This is a genomic window from Bradyrhizobium arachidis (genome assembly GCF_015291705.1).
Taxonomy (GTDB): Bacteria; Pseudomonadota; Alphaproteobacteria; order Rhizobiales; family Xanthobacteraceae; genus Bradyrhizobium; species Bradyrhizobium arachidis.
The window spans coordinates 7682541-7700248 of sequence record NZ_CP030050.1; the positions used below are offsets into that span (position 1 = coordinate 7682541).

The following is a 17708-nucleotide window of genomic DNA, read 5'->3' on the forward strand; positions in this document are numbered from 1 at the left end:
AACTCCATTCGGGATTGGTCAGATGCCCAGCGCGACGCGCCCGGCGGAGATTTTGGTGGCATCGTCCTGGGGGGTGTGGACGCGGCCGCAGAGCACGTCGCGATAATGCCGCTCCAGCGGATTTTTTCGCGAAAGACCGTGATTGCTGGTCAGCGACAGGGCGTCCTCCACCGCGGCCACGGCGTTGTTGGTCACCGTCAACTTGACGATGTTGGACTCGATCGCGCTGAGCTGCAAGCCATCGTCGAAATCGGACGCAAAACTGTCGATCAAACGTGCGTTGACCGCGAGCTTCGCCTCGATGCCGCCGAGAATTTCCTGGGCGCGCGGCAGGCTCGCGAGCGGCGCGCCGAGATTGGCCGGCACCCGCGTCTTCAGGAAATTGATCAGCCAGTCACGCGCCGCACGCGCGATGCCGTCATAGATCGCCGCGACGAAGATGGTGTGGACGGTGGCCTGCGCGACGTCGGGCGCGCGCCAGTCGGCGGGCTTGCGGACATCGACCTCGGCATCGAGCGGGATCACCACGTCGTCGAAGATGACATCGTGGCTGCCGCTGGCGCGCAGGCCGTGATGATCCCAGGTCTCGACGATGCGCGTGCCCGGCAGGGCCGCCGGCACCAGGAACTGCCCGACGCGCGGCTCGGCCTCGTCGGTGCGGGCCCAGACCAGATACCATTTCAGGATCGGCGATCCCGTCGAATAGATCTTGTGACCGGAGAGACGCCAGCCGGTTTCGGTCCGCCGCGCGATCGTCGCCGGCAGGCCGCCGCGCGCGGGCGAGCCGAGATCGGGCTCGACGCGCAGCGCGTTGATCAGCGCAAGGCCCTCGACACTCTCGCGCGCGAGCTTGCGCGACAGTCGCGCCGGCCAGGTCGGGCTCCGCGCCATCACGAGATGGTTGATGTAATGCATCGACAGCACCAGTGCGGTCGACGCATCGGCCTTGCCGATGATACCGAGGATTTTCGCGGCGTATCGTGCGCCCGCACCGCCGCCGCCATGGGCCGCCGGCACGGTCAACGACAACAGGCCCGCCTCGGACAGCTCGCGAAAATTCTCGAACGGGAAGCTGCCGGTGCGATCGTGCTCGGCGGCGCGCGCGGCAAAACCTTCGGCAAGCGTCTCGGCGCGCGCAATGAAGTCGGGCTCGTTATGGGCTGCCCGGCCCTGGACTGCGGTTGTCACCATGTGGCGTCCAACCCCAGCAAGCCAAGGATCTGGCGGCGCAGATCGGCCAGATACGAGTCGCCACGATGGCGCGGATAGGGCCGGTCGACACGGATGTCGGCCTTCACCCGCGCGGGCCGCTCGCTGAAGACGATGACACGGTTGGCGAGCACCAGCGCCTCCTCGGCATCATGCGTGACGAGGAGCGTGGTAAAGCCCTTACGCTGCCACAGCGAGACCAGCTCGGCCTGCATGGTGATGCGGGTCAGCGAGTCCAGTTTGCCGAGCGGCTCGTCGAGGATGAGGATCTTGGGATCATTGACCAGCGCCCGCGCCAGCGCGACGCGCTGCGCCATGCCGCCGGAGAGCTGGTGCGGATAGGCATTGCGGAACGAAGCCAAGCCGACCAGATCGAGCGCGTCGTCGACGCGCTGCCGCTGGCTCTTCAAAATGCCCTGGGCCTCGAGGCCCAGGGCGACGTTGTCCCAGACCGGCCGCCAGGGAAATAGCGTCGGATCCTGGAACACGACCACGCGCGAGGGATGCGGCCGGGTGATGCGGGCCTCGTCCTCGCGCAGCGTACCCGTCTTGGGCTTGTCGAGGCCGGCGACGAGCCGCAGCAAGGTCGACTTGCCGCAGCCGGAGGGCCCGAGCAGCGCGACGAACTCGCCGGGCTCGACCGCGATGCTGACGTCGCTGAGGACAGGCAATTCAGTGCCATCGATGTCGAAGGCGTGGCTGACCTGCTCGATGTCGAGCGCGGCGCCGGCGGCCGGATGGGTGATCGCTTCGGCGAGAGCAGCTGCGCCTACCATTTCACGGTCCCCTTCTGCCAGACCAGCAGGCGGTCGCGGATCGCAAACAGCAGCGTGATCGCGCCGGAGCAGAGCAGCGACATCACGATCAGCGCCGCATACATGTTGGCGTAGGCCGCCCAGCCCTGCGCCCATTGCAGGTACCAACCGAGGCCGGCCTTGACGCCGATCATCTCGGCGACGACGAGCACCGCGAAGGACGAGCCAAGCCCCATGAACAGGCCGACGAAGACGTGCGGTAGCGCCGCGGGGATCGCGACCTTCAGCACCAGGAAGGACGGTCTTGCCCCCAGCGTGCGCGCGACATCGTAATAGGCGTTACTGACGCTTGCGACGCCCGACCAGGTCAGCACCGTGACCGGGAAGCCGGTCGCCAGCGCGATCAGGAAGGTCGAGGCGCTCCAGCTCGATGGGAACGTGAAGAAAGCGATCGGCAGCCAGGCCGTCGCCGGCAGCGGGCCGATGAAGCGCAGCACCGGATGCACCCAATAGCCGACCGCGCGCGACCAGCCGATCGAGACGCCGGCGAGAAAGCCGATGGTCGCGCCGATCAGATAACCGCCGAGCTGGAGCCTGACCGAGGCGAACACGCTGTCGAGCAGCTTTGGCAGATCGTCAGTGTAGACCTCGATGATCGACTGCGGCGGCGGGAAGAACGGCAGCGGCAGCCAGGCGAACTTTGCGGTGGCAACTTCCCAGAGCGTCAGGAATGCGCCGAGAGCAACGAGCCAGGGCGCGCGCTTGTGCAGCGCTTTTCCAGCCGATCCCAGATAGTCGGCGCCGACGGTGCCGAACAGCGCGACCGCCGCGATGACGAAGGCGGCGATGCCGAGCGAATGCGTGCGCGACCAGTCGCCGACATCCGCCCACCACAGGCAGGAAACGCCGAAGCCGATCCAGGCGAGGCTGGCGAGAATGCCGACGCCGGAGTCCCGCAACCAGGTCGCCAGCAGCGGCGCGCGCGAGACACGCGGCGCGCCGGAGGCGAGGCCATCAGACAGCGAATACGTCGACATAGATGCGCTCCGCGAATTTGGCCGTGTCGGTGCTCTGCTTGAACACCTGCACGCTCTTGAGATCGTCGGCATAGGCCTTGAGCTCGCGCTTCAGGATGTCGCCGACGGGATGATGATGGTGGGTGTGATAGCGCACCATGCCCTCGATATCGGCGAGCGTGGCCGCCTTCGGCGCATAGGGCTGGAACGATTTCGCAGCGACGGTCGGGTTCTGCGCGGTGAACATCGCGGCATCGAGCAGCGCCTGCGTGATCGCGCGCGCGACCTGCGGCTCCTCGCGCACGAGGCTCCCGCGCAGGCCGACGATGCAGCAGCTCTTGTCGCGGTACTCGCCGTCGAGATTGGAGGCGACCTCCTTGTACTGGCTGTCCTTCAGCCAGAGATAGGCCAGCGGATCGGACGACAGGAACGCCTGCACCTCGCCCTTCTCCACGGCGACGTTGAGCAAATTGCCGGGATAGGCGCGCCAGTCGACGTCCTTGTTCGGGTCGATGCCGAGTTTTGCCAGCTGGATCGAGAAGAAGTTCTTGTCGGGCCCGCCGAGATCGCCGACGGCGACGATCTTGCCCTTGAGGTCGGCGAGCTTGCTGACATTGGAGTCTGCGCGGGTCAGTACGCGCATGCAGCCGCCATGGGTGCCGGCGGCGATCTTGACGTCAAAGCCTTGCTCCAGCGGCTTCAGCCAGCGCAGCGCCATGCCGAGGCCGGCGTCGCTTTTTCCCGTTGCGATCGCCTCGAGCAGCTGGTCGGTCGAGCCGGAATAATTGACGAGCTCGACGTCGAGATTCTGCTTCTGGAAGAAGCCGTGCTCGATCGCGACCGGCAATGGCGCGAGGCACACCGCGCCGGCATTCCACGACAGCTTCAGCTTACGCGGGGCGCCCGTCAGCACGGGCGCATCAGATGCCGTCCGGCACAGCGGGAATTCCGAGAAGTCGATTGCAGGCGCGATGGCGCGCGGCGCAAAGGCCTGCGCTGCCCCGAAGGCGCCGAGCGGCGCGGCGAAGGCCGCAGCCAGCCCGGCCTGGAGCAGGTGGCGGCGGTCGAGCCCCGAACCGCCGCGCTTGTTGTCGTTATCCATCAGTCCCCACTCCTGCGCTGGCACGGCTCCGCCATGCGCGCAACGGTTCGCGTTGCGCATGTTCCGTGCGGAGCTGCGTTGAGAGAAATTTGCTTCGTCGGCGTTTTCGCGCCGCGTTGATGCGATGCGCAAATCATGCGGCGCACACGCGGCATCGTCAATGAAATGGAATTTCGAATGTAGCGCGAAGCGAAGTCATTCTCTCCATCAGCGCGCGCAGCCACGATGAAACGATTTCTGCCGATGTATCGGCCGGCAGAGCGCGACGCGGCCCCTCGCCTGCTTCATTCCCGCGCATCTTGACGCTGCGCGCACGCCACGTTCTCGAAAGCTGCGCTGCGCGGAAACGTCCTTGCCCGATGCGTGCACAATACGAATGGCCATTTCATTGACTGCGTATCGCGCGATCATAGACTTGATCGTCTCGCTGCATCGCTCGCTCACGCGTCGTGAGCAAAGCAACAAGACAGGCCACATGAGCATCAACTCCGACGATCATTCCATCACCCGCCGGCTCGCCGCATCGCTGCTTGCCGCCGCCATCACGCTGTCGACCGCCGCGGCTGCATTCGCCGCCGACACGGTGGTGCTGCGCGTCGGCGACCAGAAGGGCGGCAACCGCTCGCTGCTCGACATCTCCGGCTATGCGAAGGACCTGCCCTACAAGATCGAATGGTCGGAATTCCCGGCGGCGGCTCCCATCCTGGAAGCGCTCAACGCCGGCGCGCTCGATGTCGGCTACACCGGCGATCTCTCGTTCCTGTCGGTCTACGCGGCCGGCGCGCCGATCAAGGCGATCGGCGGCACGCGTTCGGATGCGAAGACGCAAGCGATCCTGGTGCGCCAGGATTCGCCGATCAAATCGGCGGCCGACCTCAAGGGCAAGCGCCTGGCCGGCACGCGCGGCGGCTGGGGCCAGTTCCTGATCGACGCGACCTTGGAGAAGGCGCAGATCAAGCTGGAGGATGCGACCTTCGCGCCGCTCGGCCCTGTCGACGCCAAGATCGCGCTGGTCGCCGGCTCGATCGATGCCTGGGCGGTGTGGGAGCCCTATGTCTCGTTCGCGACCTTGAAGGACAAGGCGCGCGTGATCGCCGACGGCGAGGGCCTGACGCCGACCATCACCTTCATCGTCGCCTCCGATAACGCCATCGCCACCAAGCGTGCGGCAGTGCAGGATCTCGTGCAGCGGCTGAACAAGGCGCGGCTGTGGTCGCTCGACCATCTCGGCGAATATGCCAAGAACACCGCCGAGCTGACCAGGCTGCCGGAGGACGTGCTGCTCTCCGCCTACACCGCCCAGCGCACCAGCCCGATCGTGATCGACGAGAACGTGGTGAAGGAAATCCAGCAAGCGTCCGACCGCTCGACGCGCTACGGCATCCTGCCGAAGACGTTAGACGTCAGCAAAGCCGTCGACCGCAGCTTCACCGCCGCGGCGGCGGGATCGAACTAGGCGGAAGCAGCGGGATGCGCGGACCTCGCTTCAAAGCCGGCCCGCTGCATCTCGCCGCGATCGTGCTCATGCATTTCGCCTGCATGAGCCTGATCGTGTGGCTGTCGCTCTAACTTACCAATATCCGTAGGACCGGTAGTAGCCGTAGCGATAGCCGTAATACGGACGGTAGGGCCGATAATATCTGGGGTAAGCGTAGGCCGGTCCGTAGCCGTAATAGGCCGGCGCATAACCATAACCAGAGCCATAGCCATAGCCGTAGCCCGGATAGCCGTAGCCGCCGTAATACGGACCGCCACCATAATAGCCATAGCCGTAAGGCGCGGTGCTGGCGGCGATAGCGCCACCGATGATTGCGCCGGCCGCGAGACCGCCGAGGCCCCAGCCCCAGCCGCCGCGCCAATACACCTGCGTGACGTCATCGCCGGCCGCGGCCTTCATGGTCGCGACATTGGTCGGCATCGGCGCCGCATTGGCCTGACCGATTTGACCGGCCATGACCGCGCCCGCCAGCGAACAGGCAATTGCCGTTTTCCAGATCCTCATCGTCGTGCTCCGTTTGCTTGGAAATGGGATCGCGCAGGCATGATCGGGCATCCTTGCGCCAAGTCAAAGCCTGTTTCTCAAAGCCTGGATTTTGCGTGCGGCGCACAAGACGCGGCCGACCGACGCGCGATGCTGCGTCCGGCCGCACCGATATGACACCGGGACGACGGCGCGACGGGCCCGGCCTCCGCGGCAAAGCATTAAGCTTCCCGTGTGTTCGCAACCAACAACCACCTTCCCGATTTACTATTCGTACCGTTACTATCGGTTCCAATGCGCGCGGCGGGGAAGCCTCTCGCGAAGCGCCCGAGCTGTGGGAGGATCACATGAGTGCCGCGAGACCCGAGCCGCTTGCCCGTCAGGCGCTGGCGTTCGTCCTGGCCGGCGGACGCGGCAGCCGGCTCCTGGAGCTGACCGACCGGCGCGCCAAGCCCGCGGTCTATTTCGGCGGCAAGTCCCGCATCATTGATTTTGCGCTGTCCAACGCGGTGAACTCCGGCATCCGCCGCCTCGCGGTCGCCACCCAGTACAAGGCGCACAGCCTGATCCGGCATCTTCAGATGGGCTGGAACTTCTTCCGACCCGAGCGTAACGAGAGTTTCGACATCCTCCCGGCCAGCCAGCGCGTGTCGGAGAGCATGTGGTATGTCGGCACGGCGGATGCCGTGTACCAGAACATCGACATCATCGAGTCGCACAACGCCCGCTTCATCGTGGTGCTCGCCGGCGACCACATCTACAAGATGGATTACGAGGTGATGCTGCGCCAGCACGTCGACAGCGGCGCAGACGTCACCGTCGGCTGTCTCGAAATGCCGCGTGTGGAATCCTCGGGCTTTGGCATCATGCATATCGACGAGAACGGCTGGATCCAGGAGTTCCTGGAGAAGCCCAAGAATCCGCCGCCGATGCCGGGCAAGCCTGATGTCTCGCTCGCCAGTATGGGCATCTACGTGTTCGACGCGAAATTCCTCTACGAGGAGCTCAAGCGCGACGCTGCGGATCCGAACTCCAACCACGATTTCGGCAAGGACATCATTCCCTACATCGTCAAGAACGGCCGCGCCATCGCGCACCAGTTCTCGAGCTCCTGCGTCCGCTCCGGCGACGACCCGCGCGCCTATTGGCGCGATGTCGGCACGGTCGATGCCTATTGGGCTGCCAATATCGACCTGACCGACGTGGTGCCCGAGCTCGATCTGTTCGACCGCGCCTGGCCGATCTGGTCCTATGCCGAGATCACCCCGCCCGCGAAATTCGTCCATGACGAGGAGAGCCGGCGCGGCCAGGCCGTGAGCTCGCTGGTCTCGGGCGGCTGCATCATCTCCGGCGCCTCGCTGCGCCGCTCGCTGCTATTCACCGGCGTGCGCGTCAACTCTTACGCCAATGTCGAGAACGCCGTGATCATGCCCTACGTCCATGTCGGGCGCGGCGCTCGCTTAAAGAACGTCGTGATCGATCGCGGCGTGGAGATCCCCGAAGGCCTCGTCGTCGGCGAGGACCCGGAACTCGACGCCAAGCGCTTCCGCACCACCGAGCAGGGCATCTCGCTGATCACCCAGCCGATGATCGACAGGCTCAATACATGACGCCTGTTCGCGTCCTCGCGGTCGCCTCCGAAGTCTATCCCATCGTCAAGACCGGCGGCCTCGCCGATGTCGCCGGCGCGTTGCCGATCGCGCTCAAGGCGCACGGCGTCGAGATGCGCACCTTGATGCCGGGCTATCCCGACGTGATGCGGCTGCTCGCGGGCGCGGATGAGATCCGGCGCTGGCCGGATTATTTCGGCGGTCCCGGACGCCTGCTCGCCGGCTCCCATGACGGGCTCGACCTGTTCGTGCTCGACGTGCCGCATCTCTATGCGCGGCCCGGCAATCCCTACGTCACCACCGACGGCGTCGACTGGGCCGACAACGGCATCCGCTTCGCCGCGCTGTCGCGCATCGCGGCCGATATCGGCCACGGCCTCGTCCCCGCTTTCGTGCCCGATGTCGTCCACGCCCACGACTGGCAGGCCGGACTCGCGCCGGCCTATCTGCACTACGACAACCGTCCACGGCCTGGCACCGTGATGACGATCCACAACATGGCCTATCAGGGCAAGTTCGACCGCGCACTGATCGGCGCGATCGGCCTGCCCTGGGAGTCCTCGTTCGACGTCCATGGCCTCGAATATTTCGGCGGCATCAGCTTTCTGAAAGCCGGCCTCCAACTCGCCGATCGCATCACCACGGTGTCGCCGACCTATGCGCGGGAAATCCAGAGCGACGAAGGCGGCATGGGTCTCGGCGGCCTGTTGCGCGAACGCGCCGGCGTGCTCAGCGGCATCCTCAACGGCATCGACACCGAGGTATGGAATCCGCAAACCGATCCGCACATCGCCTATCGTTTCGGCGCCGGAGACCTGACGTTCCGGGCCGCGAACAAGGCGGTTCTTCAGCAGCAGTTCAATCTGGATTCCTCGGACGAAGCGCCGCTGCTCGGCGTCATCAGCCGCCTGTCCTGGCAGAAGGGGCTCGATCTGCTGCTGGAGGCCATTCCCACCATCCTGGGCGAAGGCATGCAGCTCGCGCTGCTCGGCAGCGGCGACCGCGATCTCCAGGAGAGCTATCAGGCCGCCGCCCGCACCAATCCCGGGCGGATCGGCGTCATGATCGGCTATGACGAGGTTTTGGCGCATCTGGTCCAGGCCGGCTCGGATGCGCTGATCGTGCCCTCGCGTTTCGAGCCGTGCGGCCTGACCCAGCTCTGCGCGCTGCGCTATGGCGCTGTGCCGATCGTCTCCCGCGTCGGTGGTCTCGAAGACACCATCGTCGATATCGGCGAGGCCGATGCGTCGGACCGCGATGCCACCGGATTCAAGTTCGGCCCCGTGACCATCGATGCCCTCGTCGGCACGCTGCGCAAGGCCAACACCGTCTTCCACGACAAGCTGACCTGGCGCCGGCTGCAACTGAGCGGCCTTGCCACCGATGTCTCCTGGCGCAACCGCGCCGGCGACTATGCCGCGCTGTATCGCGATCTCATGGTGTCGCGCACCTGAGTCATGACCGCCGTCGAATCCATGCTATAGAGCGCGCATGGAACCATTCGTGATCAAGCTGATCGGCTTTGCCGCCGCCACCTGCACCACCGTGGCCTACGCGCCGCAGGCCATCAAGGTGTGGAAGACCCGCTCCACCGGCGACATCTCGCTCGGCATGTTCCTGGTCATGGTGCTGGGCCTCGCGCTTTGGCTGATCTACGGCCTGCTCAGCGGCGACGGCCCACTGATCGCCTCGAACGCCGTCACCATGCTGCTCGCCGGCGGCATTCTGTTGATGAAGCTGAGATACGGGTGAGGCTGTCTTCGCCGCTCCCCGCAAGCTGGGAGAGGAAGAAGAAGTCATCACCCAAACACGTACGACGCCATCGCGACGTTCGCGACCTCATCGACGAAGACGCGCTTGCCGACATCGCTGCCGGCGGCGCCGGCCGCGACCATCAGCGGCAGCAGATGGTCCTCGCGGGGGTGCGCAAGGCGTGCGCTCGGCGCGCTCTCCCAGTCGACCAGCATCGCGTTGCGGCGCGCCGCATCCGGGTTGCTGATGGCCTCGTTCAGATAGGCCTCGAAATCATACGAGACCGGCTTGGACTCCGCACGGCCGAAGCCGCGCATGTTGTGATAGGTCAGCCCGCTGCCGACGATCAGAACGCCCTCGTCGCGGAGCGATGCGATCGCCTGTCCGACCTTGATGTGCTCGGCCGCGTCGTAAGTCGATTTCAGCGACAGCAGCACGATCGGCATGTCGGCGTTCGGATACATCAGGCCGAGCGGCACGAAGGTGCCGTGATCGAAGCCCTGGTTGGGATCATCCCGGCAATCGAGGCCCGCATGCTTGAGCAGCGCCCTTGCCTTAGCTGCAAGCTCGGGCTTGCCCGGCGCCGGATATTTCAGGTGATAGGTATGCTCGGGGAAACCGTAATAGTCGTACACCATCGGCGGATGCGCCGAGGTCGAGACGGTGAAGGCGTCTGCCTCCCAATGTCCGGTGATGACGAGCACGGCCTTCGGCCTTTCCGGCAGCAGCTGCGGCAATCGGCCGAACGCTTCGGCGGTCTTCGCATATTGCACCCGTCTGTCCTCCATGAACGGCCAGGGGCCGCCGCCGTGCGACAGGAACAGGGTCGGAAATCGCGTCATGGGTAAAGGCCCGGCTCAAAGACAACATGCGCGTAGCAGCTGCGCATCGGCGGCGAGCATAGGCAAACCGGCATGGTTAGCAAGTCGTTAACGATTTGCCTCGCAGAATCCCGGCTGTGTGGCCGAAGCAGTCGGCCGGTTGCCAGGGACGTGAGATGAGGAAGTTTGCGCTGGGGGACGTCGTTAACAGTGACAAGGGCCGCCGCGGCGTCGTTCGCGCCGCGTTCAAGTCGCGGGAAGGCCAGCAGTTCTATGCCGTCGAGAAGGACGGCGCGGTTGACTATCTGGAGGAAGACCGGCTGAGCCCGGCGCCGCGCGTCGAGCTCGCGGCCTAATTCCAACTCATTTTCTGCCCTCACCTGCGAGCCGGTCGAGACGCTCTGACAAGGGGTCGTCTCCGCTCGCGATGCGGTCGTTCGTGATCAGGAGCAGGAGATCGCGGTCTGCGGCCGCGTCCCAGCGTGGCAAGTCGGGACCGTTGGGATCGCCGCTTTTTACAAAGTTGATCCAGTAGCTGCGCATGCGGCTTGCGATCTCTCGGTCGCGCCGTGAGAAGATGCCCGCACCCGGCACGCCTTCCACGCCGAAGATCAACTGCAACTCCCGCCCGTGGCCGCCTTCGGGATTTGCACGCCGCGCTTCCGGCACGTAGGCGAAGCGATAGCGAAACGTCGGCGCGCCGCTTGCGGCATGCAGGCGGGCCAGCAGCCGCACCGGCTCGGAGAAGACCTTGTCGGTGTAGAACCGCGCCGCGAGCTCCGAAGGCTTGGCGAGATCGGGATAAAGCTTGCGCAACGCCTCGCTCGTGGCACCTGATGCTGCGAGCGCCTCCTTGACGTCGAGCTCGGTATCAAAACCCGTCTCGTCATCGTTCGAGCCGATGATCAGGGGAATGCGGCTTTCATGCCCGGCCGCAAAGCCTTCGGCAACATCTCCGCTCACCAGAGCTCCATCGATGAATGGCGCAAAGCCGTGCGGCGATTTTTCGAGCAGATGTTTTTGGGCGGCAAGCAGGCGCCGCGGCTCGGCCGCGCGCAAATCAGTCTGCGGTCCGAGCGCCGCTGCGAACTGCCGCCCCACGGCTTCCGCCTCCTGCGCCGAGCGCAGCTGGCTACGACCCGGCACCGATTGAAGGATGGCTTTCTGAAACAGATCGCGCGATGGCGCCGATAGCATCAACAGCGCGATCGACGTCGCGCCTGCGTCGCTACCAAACAGGGTGACATTGCCGGGATCGCCGCCGAAGGCCGCGATGTTGTCGTGAACCCAGTGCAGCGCCGCGATCTGGTCCATCAGCCCGTAATTGCCGGAGCCGCCGTCCGACAATTCGGAATGGCTGAGCCAGCCGAGCGCGCCGAGGCGATAATTCACGGTCACCACGATGAGGCCGGCCTGTGCGAGCTTTGCGCCGTCGAACAGCGGATCGTTCGCCGTGCCTGAGACGAACCCGCCGCCATGGATGAAGACCATCACCGGCAGCGGGCCATCGACCCCGAACGGACGGAACACGTTCAGCGTCAGGCAATCCTCGCTCGTATCAGGCAGCGACGGCTGAAGGCACGGCGCGCCGTAATCGTAGACGGTGTGCATCTCCGAGCTCTCGACGGTCGCCTGCGGCGCCCGCCAACGTAGCGCGCCGACCGGCGGCGCCGCATAGGCCAGCCCCTTGAACGAGGCCACCTCGCCTTCGACGGCGCCCAGCATCTGCCCCTCACGCGTCAGCGCGAAGGGGAACTGTCCGACCGGCTGCGCGAAGGCGAAGCCGGCACAGCAAAGGAGCGCGGACGTCGTGATGAGCGTGAGCAGGGACCGCATCTTGAGGGATCTCAATGCGCGGAAAGGGTTCCTGGCGAGGTTACGTCTTGGATGCGCGAAGAGGCAAGCACCGCCGCGTTCTTACTTCTCCCCGGCGATGCGAAGCATCGTCCGGTGCGATCCGGGTGAGGGGGTACAGGTCTCGCGGCAGTCGCACGCGCTGAGAGAAGCCCCTCACCCGAACCCTCTCCCCGTAAGAACGGAGCGAGGGAGCGCACCGTCACCGCGGCCGCCGCCTAACCGCTCTTCGCAATGATCTCCGCCAGCGCGCGCCTTGCGATGATGCCGAGCTCGCCGAGCGTGGAATGTCCCGCCTTTGCCGCCTCGATCAGGCGCTCGGCGATGAACCTGCGGCTGTCGTGATCGCCGCCATGCGGCAATTGGCGGCACGTCTCCTCCAGGACGACGTCCATGTTCGCTTTGGTTCGCTCACTCAACTCTGTCATGACGCCCTGGGCACGCGTGGCTTGTAGCCGCAAGCATACACAGAAGGATGTGCTCTGATTAGCCCGGACAATCCCGGCGATTGTGCATCGCGGTGCGTGTATCGCCGCAATCTTCGCGCGGCCACGATCGCGCCGCGAATGACTACCGAAGATTGCATTTGTCCTGATGACAGACCAGGCCTGCAGGGCTAGCCTGCCGGCAAAACAAACTACACGGGAGGAATACCATGCCAGACGCAATGGTCGCCGCACGTGAGTCCAAGGCGGCGAGTGGAACAGCCCAACAAGTCGACGTTGCCGTGGTCGGCGCCGGATTTGCCGGCCTCTATCTTCTCCATCGCCTGCGCAAGGCCGGCCTCTCGGCCGTCGCGCTCGAAGAAGCCGGCGATGTCGGCGGCACCTGGTACTGGAACCGCTATCCCGGCGCGCGCTGCGATATCCAGACCATCGACTACAGCTACACCTTCGACCCGGAACTGGAGAGCGCCTGGACCTGGTCGGAGAAATACGCGACCCAGCCCGAGATCCTGCGCTATCTCGGTTTCGTCGCCGATCGCTACGAGTTGCGTCGCGACATCCGCTTCAACACCAAGGTGACGGAAGCCAAGTGGGACGAGCAGGCCGAACGCTGGCAGCTCACCACCAGCAATGGCGCACCGGTTTCCGCTCGTCATTACGTCATGGCCACCGGCTGCCTCTCCGCGCCAAAGCCGCCGGAGATCGACGGCGTGAAGGATTTCAAAGGCGAGGTCTATTTCACCGGGCGCTGGCCGCATGACGGCGTCAACCTCGCGGGAAAACGCGTCGCGGTGATCGGCACCGGCTCCTCGGCGATCCAGTCGATCCCGATCATCGCCGAGCAGGCTGGCCATCTGACCGTATTCCAGCGCACGCCGAATTTCGCGCTGCCCGCCCATAACGGCCCCTCGCCGGCCGATCGCATGGACATGTTCCAGAGCGACCGCGCGGCCTATCGCGAGCAGGCGCGCCAGTCGATGACCGGCGTGCCCTATCCGCAGCAGACCGTCGTGAGCTGGCAGCTCAGCGATGCCGAGCGTCGTGAGCGTTTCGAACGCGCCTGGGCAGCCGGTGACCTCGTCCACATCCTGACGCAGCTTTGGGCTGACCAGGCGGTCGACGTCGACGGCAACAAGATCGTCCAGGACCTGATCCGCGAAAAGATCCGTGCTGCCGTCAAGGATCCCGAGACGGCGGCGGCGCTGATGCCGGACGATCATCCCTTCGGTGCCAAGCGTCCCTGCCTCGACACCAATTACTATGCGACCTACAACCGGCCGAACGTCACGCTGGTCAATCTGCGCCAGGAGCCGATCAAGGCGATCACCGGAAGCGGCATCACCACCGGCAAGCGCAATTTCGACGTCGACGTCATCGTGTTCGCGACCGGCTTCGACGCCATGACCGGCGCGATCCGCGCTGTGCATCCGATCACCGGACGCGGCGGCAAGTCGCTCACCGATGTCTGGGCGCAGGGGCCGCAGAGCTATCTCGGGCTCACGGTCGAGGGCTTCCCGAACTTCTTCATGATCACCGGGCCCGGCAGCCCGTCGGTGCTCTCGAACATGGCGGTGTCGATCGAGCAGCATGTCGACTGGGTGGTCGATCGCCTCGCCGCATTGCGTGATGCCGGCTTCACCACGATGGAGCCGACCGAGACGGCGCAGGCCGCCTGGGGTCGGCACATGGCTGACTGCTCGATGGTGACGCTGCACCGGCTCGCCAACACCTGGTACACGGGCGCCAACGTGCCGGGCAAGATCCAGGGCCTGATGCCCTATACCGGCGGCGTTGGTCCTTATCGCAGCATCTGCGACGAGGTCACGAACCGCGGCATGCTCGGCTTCAAGCTCGGCGGCCCCAATGTCGCCCCGCAATGCAACGACGGCGAGGTGGTGAAGCTGCAACCGGACGTGCGGCTGGTGCTGAACCTGCTGGCGTCGCTGAACCTGCCGCCGATCGAGTCGATGGGCGCGATCGGCGCGCGCGCCTTCGTCAACGAGTTCAACAAGGGGCGCCCGGCGGGACGCCTGATCGGCGAGATCGTCGACGGCGCCCTGCCCGGCGCCGATGGCCCGCTGCCCTATCGCGCCTACAAGCCGGCGACGCCGGGGCCGCATCCGGTCGTGGTCTATTTCCACGGCGGTGGCTGGGTGCTCGGCGACGAGCAGTCGGACGAGCCGTTCTGCCGCGACATGGTGCGGCGGACCGGCATGATGTTCGTCAGCGTCGGCTACCGCCACGCGCCGGAGCATCGTTTCCCGGCCGCGGCCGAAGACGGCTATGCGGCGGCGCGCTGGATCGCCGAGCACGCCACCGAGCTCGGCGGCAGACCGGGACCGGTGCTGGTCGCGGGCTGGAGCGCCGGCGGCAACATCGCCGCCGTCACCTGCCAGCTCGCGCGCGACCGCGGCGGGCCTGAGATCGCCGGCCAATTGCTAGTGTGTCCGGTCACCGACTGCACCTATGATCGCCCGTCCTACAACGACAATGCGACCGGCTATTTCCTGACGCGCTCGTTGATGTACTGGTTCTGGGACCTCTACTGCTCACCGGCCGACCGCACCGATCCGCGCGTCTCGCCGCTGCGTGGCAAGGTTTCAGGGTTACCGCCGGCCTTCGTCGTCACCTGCGAGTTCGATCCCTTGCGCGACGAGGGCATCGCCTATGCCGAAGCAATGGCTGCTGCCGGCGTCCCGGTCGAACAGCTCAAGGCGCGCGGCCATTTCCACTCGTCCTTTGCGATGGTCGACGTGGTGATCACCGGCGTCCAGGGCCGCGTGCAGATGGCCGAAGCCCTGCGACGCTTTGCGGGGCTTCCGCCGGAGGTCAGCCGCGGCGACGAGACCAGCCACGGTCATGTCAGTCCGGGGCACAAGATCGCAGCGGCCGCAAGCTGACGGCAACAAGGCGGCCGGGAACCTTTTCCCGGCCGCCGCGTTGTGTGGCTGCGGCATTGAGATGCAGCGATAGTGGGCCCCGGCACGCCAACCAGCGTGCTGGGGTGTTTTTGCGTGAGGGCGGGGACAATGAGGGACGCATCAGTTGCAGGTTCAAAGGTCGATTTCAGCGCGCTTGCGGTGCTGCACAAATGGCCGTCACTGGCGAATCAGCGCCGGCCGGACAGGGACACCTATCAGGTGAGCGAAGGCACGCTCGATCAGTGCATCTCCGCTTTCATGGGCAAGCCGGCGGCGACCAGACATCTTTATGAAATCCACACGACGGCGCAGCCGCCGCTGGTCACGGGCGTCCTCTCGCCCGAGCACGTCGCAGAGCTGTCGCGCTTGCGGGAATATCTCTGATTGCGTGCAGGCGCGGAAAGCTGCACGCGCGCGACAAGCTTCCGATCAAGGCAGGAACCTTCTTCCGGTTTTTCCCGTTAATGGGGATCGGAAGTCAAGACGAGTGCCTCAAGATGCTTGAAGCCAGCGTACCATCTTCCATCGTGCCTTATGGCGCAGATCAGACCCTGATCGTGGTGATCGATCGCCTCGACAAGGCAACTGAGATTCGGGTCGAGCGCAGCGATCTCGAAGCCACCATCGGCGAGCTCGTCGCCGGCTGCTTCAACGATCCCATCAAGGTGATTTCCTTCAACACGCTCGAGCACTGGATGAAGGACATCTCCACCGATGTCGCCGGCGAGATCAAGGCGCGTTGCGACATCGACGGCGTGACGCTGCCGGATTATCTCAGCGACTTCGTCGAGAGCCACACCTGATCGCGCATTGTGCAATTGACGGACATCAAATCGCAGGCAACAAAAAAGCGCCGCGTCCGCGGCGCTTTTCCGTACTTCAACGTTCGTGCTTGAGCATGATCTTGTCGGAAAACCGCTCTACACTTTTCCCGATCATGCTCTAGTGGTGCCAGAACAATGCCAGCAGCAGAATGATCGGCAGCGGCACGCCAAGCAGCCAAAGCAAAGCACCTCTTCCAAAACCCATGATGTCCTCCTCCTCTTGCCTCGCCCAGATGACGCGGCAGGCGAAAAGAAGTTCCGCGCCTCAAAGAGAGGGCGAATGCGTTCAGTGCATGGATTACGGGAGTTATGCGCGCCGGTACTTGCCAGCGATCAGTTCGATCTCGCGGCGGCGGTCGCCGGCGAAGGTCAGCAGCTTTTCGATCGTCAGCGTATCCGTGATCCGTTTGGCGAGGCGCTCGGCGCGCGCGGCCTGATCTTCGAGATACTGGATCGTGTTCAAGCGCCCGCCTCCCCAACCGCCCCGAATTGTTCGGGCAGCCATCGTGCGCGAGAAGCAGCTAACAGCCGGTTAAGCGCGGCGCGTCTCAGCTCGATGAATCGCGCTATCGCACGACATCGAGCCTGACATTGGTGATGCCCTTGTCGACCATGCCAAGCGCCTCGGCCGCGGACGGCGAGACGTCGACCACGCGTCCGCGAACGAACGGCCCGCGATCGTTGACCCGGACGGTGACGAAGCGGCCGGAGGAAACATCGGTGACACGCAGCTTGGTGCCGAACGGCAGGGTCGGATGGGCCGCGGTCAATTCGTTCTTGTCGAACTTCTCGCCGCTTGCGGTTTCCGTATCCGAATAGAAGCTGGCAACGCCATGCGAAGCGTTTTGCTTTGCCTCGCGAGTATTATTGGGAATGCGCGCCCGGTGGATCGGCCGCGGGCGGAATGCCGCGACCCGGTGCGGCCGCTCGATCGTGGCCTGCCGGCTGGTGCCGAGATCCGCCCTCTGGCGGCCGGCCGGCGACTGCGCGCACGCGGCGAGCGAAGCGGCACCGACGATGACCAGCAGCAGCCGGCTCGAGGTTGCCAGGGACATCCGGGCAGTTTCGGCACTTGCAATGCGAGACATGATGCGCCCTCCGAACAACCCCAAGTTTCGGTCGGCAATGAGGGCAGAACCTTGTCTGAACAGAAGCGGCCTTGCGGCCGCGGTCCTTTCGCGCCAGCTGTGGCCATTCCACCACAGTCGCTGTCGTGAATCGGAACAAAATTCGCGGAAAATCAGCCCGATACGACCCGCAAAATGATCGGACGCGAATCCGGGCTGGGCTCACCGGTATCGGCGTCCCCCTTCAGGAGCCGCATCAGCTCGCGCCGATAGAGCCGTCGCCAGCCGGTTTTCAGGCTGGCGAGAAAGTCGAGCTCCAATTGCGTCAGTGTGCACATCACGAACCCGAT

Annotated in this window: 19 protein-coding genes; 8 read left to right on the forward strand and 11 right to left on the reverse strand. The window is 65.1% G+C overall.

What is annotated here, in order from left to right; genetic code table 11:
* Nucleotides 1-18 precede the first annotated feature (18 nt).
* The 4 genes from WN72_RS36210 to WN72_RS36225 are packed head-to-tail and all read right to left on the reverse strand — an operon-like array spanning nucleotide 19 to nucleotide 4082.
* Nucleotides 19-1191, reverse strand: coding sequence for an acyl-CoA dehydrogenase family protein (locus WN72_RS36210; protein ID WP_092212492.1), 1173 nt, complete (start codon nucleotides 1189-1191; stop codon nucleotides 19-21).
* A complete protein-coding gene (locus WN72_RS36215; RefSeq protein ID WP_092212495.1) occupies nucleotides 1185-1985 on the reverse strand; it encodes an ABC transporter ATP-binding protein in 801 nt (266 codons plus the stop codon). The genes WN72_RS36210 and WN72_RS36215 overlap by 7 nt, the downstream gene beginning before the upstream one ends.
* Nucleotides 1979-3001 (reverse strand): ABC transporter permease, encoded by a 1023-nt coding sequence (locus WN72_RS36220; protein ID WP_092212497.1) that lies wholly within the window; start codon nucleotides 2999-3001, stop codon nucleotides 1979-1981. Before WN72_RS36220 ends, WN72_RS36215 begins: the two co-directional genes overlap by 7 nt.
* Complete coding sequence (locus WN72_RS36225; protein WP_092213048.1) at nucleotides 2979-4082, reverse strand: ABC transporter substrate-binding protein; 1104 nt, start codon at nucleotides 4080-4082, stop codon at nucleotides 2979-2981. The genes WN72_RS36220 and WN72_RS36225 overlap by 23 nt, the downstream gene beginning before the upstream one ends.
* 475 nt (nucleotides 4083-4557) lie before the next feature.
* Between WN72_RS36225 and WN72_RS36230 the strand changes: the two genes are divergently transcribed.
* Entirely contained in the window at nucleotides 4558-5538 is a 981-nt protein-coding gene (locus WN72_RS36230) for an ABC transporter substrate-binding protein (RefSeq protein ID WP_027560464.1), read from the forward strand.
* 114 nt (nucleotides 5539-5652) lie between these two features.
* Here the strand turns inward: WN72_RS36230 and WN72_RS36235 are convergent, their stop codons facing one another.
* Entirely contained in the window at nucleotides 5653-6084 is a 432-nt protein-coding gene (locus WN72_RS36235; RefSeq protein WP_027560465.1) for a hypothetical protein, read from the reverse strand.
* 326 nt (nucleotides 6085-6410) lie between these two features.
* On the opposite strand from WN72_RS36235, the gene glgC reads away from it, so the two are divergent.
* From glgC to WN72_RS36250, 3 genes are read left to right on the forward strand one after another with little or no spacing between them, the layout of a single operon-like run.
* Complete coding sequence (gene glgC, locus WN72_RS36240) at nucleotides 6411-7673, forward strand: glucose-1-phosphate adenylyltransferase (protein WP_092212499.1); 1263 nt, start codon at nucleotides 6411-6413, stop codon at nucleotides 7671-7673.
* Complete coding sequence (gene glgA / locus WN72_RS36245; RefSeq protein ID WP_092212501.1) at nucleotides 7670-9127, forward strand: glycogen synthase GlgA; 1458 nt, start codon at nucleotides 7670-7672, stop codon at nucleotides 9125-9127. The genes glgC and glgA overlap by 4 nt, the downstream gene beginning before the upstream one ends.
* 37 nt (nucleotides 9128-9164) lie before the next feature.
* Nucleotides 9165-9425, forward strand: coding sequence for a SemiSWEET transporter (locus WN72_RS36250; RefSeq protein WP_092212503.1), 261 nt, complete (start codon nucleotides 9165-9167; stop codon nucleotides 9423-9425).
* Nucleotides 9426-9472: 47 nt separating this feature from the next.
* Here WN72_RS36250 and WN72_RS36255 read toward each other — a convergent pair whose 3' ends face one another.
* Nucleotides 9473-10267: a DODA-type extradiol aromatic ring-opening family dioxygenase gene (locus tag WN72_RS36255; protein ID WP_092212505.1), complete on the reverse strand. Its 795-nt coding sequence runs from the start codon at nucleotides 10265-10267 to the stop codon at nucleotides 9473-9475.
* A 155-nt stretch (nucleotides 10268-10422) separates the two neighbouring features.
* On the opposite strand from WN72_RS36255, the gene WN72_RS36260 reads away from it, so the two are divergent.
* Nucleotides 10423-10602, forward strand: a complete 180-nt coding sequence (locus WN72_RS36260; RefSeq protein WP_027560470.1) for a hypothetical protein — start codon at nucleotides 10423-10425, stop codon at nucleotides 10600-10602.
* 7 nt (nucleotides 10603-10609) lie between these two features.
* On the opposite strand, the gene WN72_RS36265 is transcribed toward WN72_RS36260, so the two are convergent.
* Together WN72_RS36265 and WN72_RS36270 are read right to left on the reverse strand one after the other, a co-directional pair.
* A complete protein-coding gene (locus WN72_RS36265; protein ID WP_092212507.1) occupies nucleotides 10610-12082 on the reverse strand; it encodes a carboxylesterase/lipase family protein in 1473 nt (490 codons plus the stop codon).
* Between the two features lie 236 nt (nucleotides 12083-12318).
* Complete coding sequence (locus WN72_RS36270; protein ID WP_231164101.1) at nucleotides 12319-12495, reverse strand: hypothetical protein; 177 nt, start codon at nucleotides 12493-12495, stop codon at nucleotides 12319-12321.
* 260 nt (nucleotides 12496-12755) lie between these two features.
* On the opposite strand from WN72_RS36270, the gene WN72_RS36275 reads away from it, so the two are divergent.
* The 3 genes from WN72_RS36275 (at nucleotide 12756) to WN72_RS36285 (ending at nucleotide 16270) form a co-directional block, all read left to right on the forward strand.
* Nucleotides 12756-15446: a flavin-containing monooxygenase gene (locus WN72_RS36275; protein ID WP_092212509.1), complete on the forward strand. Its 2691-nt coding sequence runs from the start codon at nucleotides 12756-12758 to the stop codon at nucleotides 15444-15446.
* 129 nt (nucleotides 15447-15575) lie between these two features.
* Nucleotides 15576-15851 carry a hypothetical protein gene (locus tag WN72_RS36280; RefSeq protein WP_027560474.1) on the forward strand — a complete coding sequence of 92 codons (276 nt, stop codon included), beginning with the start codon at nucleotides 15576-15578 and terminating at the stop codon, nucleotides 15849-15851.
* Nucleotides 15852-15964: 113 nt separating this feature from the next.
* A complete protein-coding gene (locus WN72_RS36285) occupies nucleotides 15965-16270 on the forward strand; it encodes a hypothetical protein (RefSeq protein ID WP_027560475.1) in 306 nt (101 codons plus the stop codon).
* Nucleotides 16271-16598: 328 nt separating this feature from the next.
* Here the strand turns inward: WN72_RS36285 and WN72_RS36290 are convergent, their stop codons facing one another.
* The 3 genes from WN72_RS36290 to WN72_RS36300 all read right to left on the reverse strand — a co-directional run bounded on the left by WN72_RS36290 (nucleotide 16599) and on the right by WN72_RS36300 (nucleotide 17699).
* The gene (locus WN72_RS36290; RefSeq protein ID WP_167336478.1) at nucleotides 16599-16754 is read right to left on the reverse strand and encodes a hypothetical protein; all 156 of its coding nucleotides are present in this window, start codon (nucleotides 16752-16754) and stop codon (nucleotides 16599-16601) included.
* Nucleotides 16755-16857: 103 nt separating this feature from the next.
* A complete protein-coding gene (locus WN72_RS36295; protein WP_027560476.1) occupies nucleotides 16858-17379 on the reverse strand; it encodes a septal ring lytic transglycosylase RlpA family protein in 522 nt (173 codons plus the stop codon).
* A 152-nt stretch (nucleotides 17380-17531) separates the two neighbouring features.
* A complete protein-coding gene (locus WN72_RS36300; protein ID WP_194483058.1) occupies nucleotides 17532-17699 on the reverse strand; it encodes a hypothetical protein in 168 nt (55 codons plus the stop codon).
* Between the last annotated feature and the right edge of the window lie 9 nt (nucleotides 17700-17708).